Annotated in this window: 2 protein-coding genes; one reads left to right on the forward strand and one right to left on the reverse strand. The window is 70.0% G+C overall.

What is annotated here, in order from left to right; translation table 11 throughout:
- Positions 1-129 precede the first annotated feature (129 nt).
- Entirely contained in the window at positions 130-3,030 is a 2,901-nt protein-coding gene (gene uvrA, locus ACZJYS_RS23355; protein WP_493180512.1) for an excinuclease ABC subunit UvrA, read from the reverse strand.
- 338 nt (positions 3,031-3,368) lie between these two features.
- On the opposite strand from uvrA, the gene ssb reads away from it, so the two are divergent.
- A partial coding sequence (gene ssb / locus ACZJYS_RS23360) for a single-stranded DNA-binding protein (RefSeq protein ID WP_493180511.1) occupies positions 3,369-3,810 on the forward strand: 442 nt, incomplete at its 3' end.

A 3,810-nucleotide genomic window follows, 5' to 3' on the forward strand; every position in this document is an offset into this window, starting at 1 on the left:
CCCGAGATGGGAGACCCGGTGACGCTGACGGTGCCGGTCCGCTTCTCGGTGCGCTGAGCCGGCCTGGAAGCGCAGGAAAGCCCGGGGAGGGTGTCCTCCCCGGGCTTTTCCATGTCAGGCGTGGTCAGTTCAGGCGCGCTTGCGCTTCCTGGCGGGCCTGGCCGGCAGCAGCGGGGCGAGGAAGCGCCCGGTGTGGCTCTCCGGCACCGCCGCCACCTCCTCCGGCGTGCCTTCGGCGACGATCTGCCCGCCGCCATCGCCGCCCTCGGGGCCGAGGTCGAGCAGCCAGTCGGCGGTCTTGATGACCTCGAGGTTGTGCTCGATCACCACCACCGTGTTGCCCTGCTCCACCAGCTGGTGCAGCACCTCCAGCAGCTTGCGCACATCCTCGAAATGCAGGCCGGTGGTCGGCTCGTCGAGGATGTAGAGGGTGCGGCCCGTGGCGCGGCGGGACAGCTCCTTGGAGAGCTTGATGCGCTGCGCCTCGCCGCCCGAGAGGGTGGTGGCCTGCTGGCCGAGATGGATGTAGCCGAGCCCCACCTCCCTCAGCACGCGCAGCTTCTCGCGGATGGCAGGCACGGCGGAGAAGAACTCCAGCCCTTCCTCCACCGTCATCTCCAGCACATCGGCGATCGACTTGCCGCGGAACTTCACCTCCAGCGTCTCGCGGTTGTAGCGCTTGCCCTTGCAGGTGTCGCAGGTGACGTAGACATCGGGCAGGAAGTGCATCTCGATCTTCAGCACGCCGTCGCCCTGGCAGGCCTCGCAGCGCCCACCCTTGACGTTGAAGCTGAAGCGCCCGGGCTTGTAGCCGCGCGAGCGGCTGTCCGGCAGCTCCGAGAACCAGTCGCGGATCGGCGCGAACAGGCCGGTATAGGTGGCCGGGTTGGAGCGCGGCGTGCGGCCGATCGGCGACTGGTCGATGTCGATGATCTTGTCGAGATGCTCCAGCCCCTCGATCCGCTCATGCGGCGCGGGCACGGTGCCCGCGCCCATCAGCCGGCGCGCCACGGCCTTGTAGAGCGTCTCGATGACGAAGGTGGACTTGCCGCCGCCCGAGACGCCGGTGACGCAGGTGAAGGTGCCGAGCGGGATGCCCGCGCTCAGGCCCCGCAGGTTGTTGCCGGTGGCGCCGACGACGCGCAGCATCCGCTTCCCGTCCACCGGGCGCCGCTTCTCGGGCACCGCGATGGCGCGGCGGCCGGAGAGATAGGCGCCCGTCACGCTGTCCGGGTGCCGCGCCACCTCCTCCGGCGTACCCTGGGCGATGACGCGCCCGCCGCCCGCGCCGGCGGCCGGCCCGATGTCGATCAGGTGGTCGGCGGTGCGGATCGCGTCCTCGTCATGCTCCACCACCAGCACGGTGTTGCCGAGGTCACGCAACCGCCGCAGCGTACCGAGCAGCCGCTCGTTGTCGCGCTGGTGCAGGCCGATGGAGGGCTCGTCCAGCACGTAGAGCACGCCGGTGAGGCCGGAGCCGATCTGGCTGGCCAGCCGGATGCGCTGGCTCTCGCCGCCCGAGAGGGTGGCGGAGGACCGGGCGAGGGAGAGGTAGTCCAGCCCCACATCGAGCAGGAAGCGCAGGCGCTCGATGATCTCCTTGAGGATGCGGCGGGCGATCTCGGCGCGCTGCGGGGTGAGGGTCTCCTCCACCCCCTCGAACCAGGGCAGCGCCTTGCGGATGGACAGCTCGCTGGCCCCGGCGATGTGCATCCCCGCCACCTTCACCGACAGCGCCTCGGGCTTGAGGCGGGCGCCGCAGCAGGCATGGCAGGGCCGGTCCGCCTGGTAGCGGGCCATGTCCTCGCGCACCCAGGGATTGTCCGTCTCGCGCAGGCGGCGGGCGAGGTTGGGCAGCACGCCCTCGAAGGGCTTCTTCACCTCGTAGGCGCGCAGCCCGTCCTTATAGCGCAGCGCCACCACCTCGCTGCCCGTGCCGTTCAGGATGGCGTCCCGCGCCCGCTCGGGCAGCTCGCCCCAGGGGATGCTGGTCTTGACGCCGAGATGCCTGGCCAGGCTCTCCAGCGTCTGGTCGTAATAGGGCGCGCTGTTGCCGGCCCAGGCGGCGATGGCGCCGTCGGTGATGCTGCGGGTGTCGTCCGGCACCACCAGGGCGGGGTCGAAGAAGCTTTCCGTGCCGAGGCCGTCGCAGACCGGGCAGGCGCCCTGCGGCGAGTTGAAGGAGAACAGCCGCGGCTCGATTTCTTCGAGTGTGAAGCCGGAAACGGGGCAGGCGTAGCGGCTGCTGAACACCGTGCGCTCGGCGCTGTCGGCATCCTCCGCGTAGGCCACGCCGTCGGCCAGGGCCAGCGCCGTCTCGAAGCTGTCCGCCAGCCGCTGCGACAGCCCCTCATTGCCGACGACGACGCGGTCCACCACCACCTCGATGTCGTGCTTCTTGCGCTTGTCGAGGCTGGGCGCCTCCTCGACGCGCATCAGCGTGCCGTTGATCTTGACGCGCTCGAAGCCACGGCGCTGGTACTCGGCCAGCTCCTTGCGGAACTCGCCCTTCTTGCCGCGCACCACGGGGGCCAGCAGCAGCAGCCGCGTGCCCTCGGGCATGGCGAGCACCCGGTCCACCATCTGGCTCACCGTCTGCGCCTCGATCGGCAGGCCGGTGGCGGGGGAGTAGGGCACGCCCGCACGCGCCCAGAGCAGGCGCATGTAGTCGTGGATCTCGGTCACCGTGCCGACGGTCGAGCGCGGGTTGTGGCTCGTCGTCTTCTGCTCGATCGAGATGGCCGGGGAGAGCCCCTCGATGGAATCGACGTCCGGCTTCTGCATCAGCTGCAGGAACTGCCGCGCATAGGCCGAGAGGCTCTCGACGTAGCGGCGCTGCCCCTCGGCATAGATGGTGTCGAAGGCGAGGGAGGATTTGCCCGAGCCGGACAGGCCGGTGATGACCGTCAGCGTGTGCTTCGGGATGTCGATGTCGACATTCTTCAGGTTGTGCTGACGCGCGCCGCGGATGCGGATCTGGTCCTTCTGGCCATGGGGCTGCCCGGCGGGGGCCAGCGAGGTCTTCGGCAGCGTCTTCAACGGCGGCTCCTGCTCAGGGGCATCGGGGGGACGGGAAGGGGCGTTCACATTGTGTTCCGGTGCGCTTTGTGCCAGTATCCGCCGCCCACGGGAAGTGCTCGCGGGAAGTGGGCGTGCGCGCGGACAGGACAAGGTTCCGGTAACGGGGCTGGCCGAGCCAAGTTGGTATGGCTAGGTTGCACCGATGCGCGCCCTCCGGCCCCTTCGCGGGCACCGTCCGGGCACGCACATGAATGTGAAACGGGCCCGCCGGGACCGGACCGTGCCCCGCCCGTCGCGGCGGGGTGCGCCCGGCCTGGCGGGCGAGAACGGATGAAGGACCGGGCAGCATGGCCGGCAGCGTCAACAAGGTGATCCTGATCGGCAACCTGGGTCGGGACCCGGAGGTGCGGAACTTCCAGAATGGCGGGCGGGTGGTGAACCTGCGCCTCGCCACGACCGACACCTACAAGGACCGCGAAGGCAACCGGCAGGAGCGCACCGAATGGCATTCGGTGGCCATCTTCAACGAGAAGGTGGGCGAGATTGCCGAGAAGTATCTCCGCAAGGGCAGCAAGGTCTATGTCGAGGGCAAGCTGGAGACCCGCAAGTGGCAGGACCAGGCCGGCCAGGACCGCTATTCCACCGAGGTGGTGATCCGCAATTTCGGCGGTGAGCTGACCCTGCTCGACGGGCGCGGCGGCGAGGGCGGCGGTGGCGCCGGGGGCGGCGGTGGCGGCGGCTATGAGGGCGGCGGCGAGCGCAGCGGCGGCTATGGCGGCGGCCGCAGCG

It is taken from the genome of Roseomonas sp. TS2 (assembly GCF_058833935.1).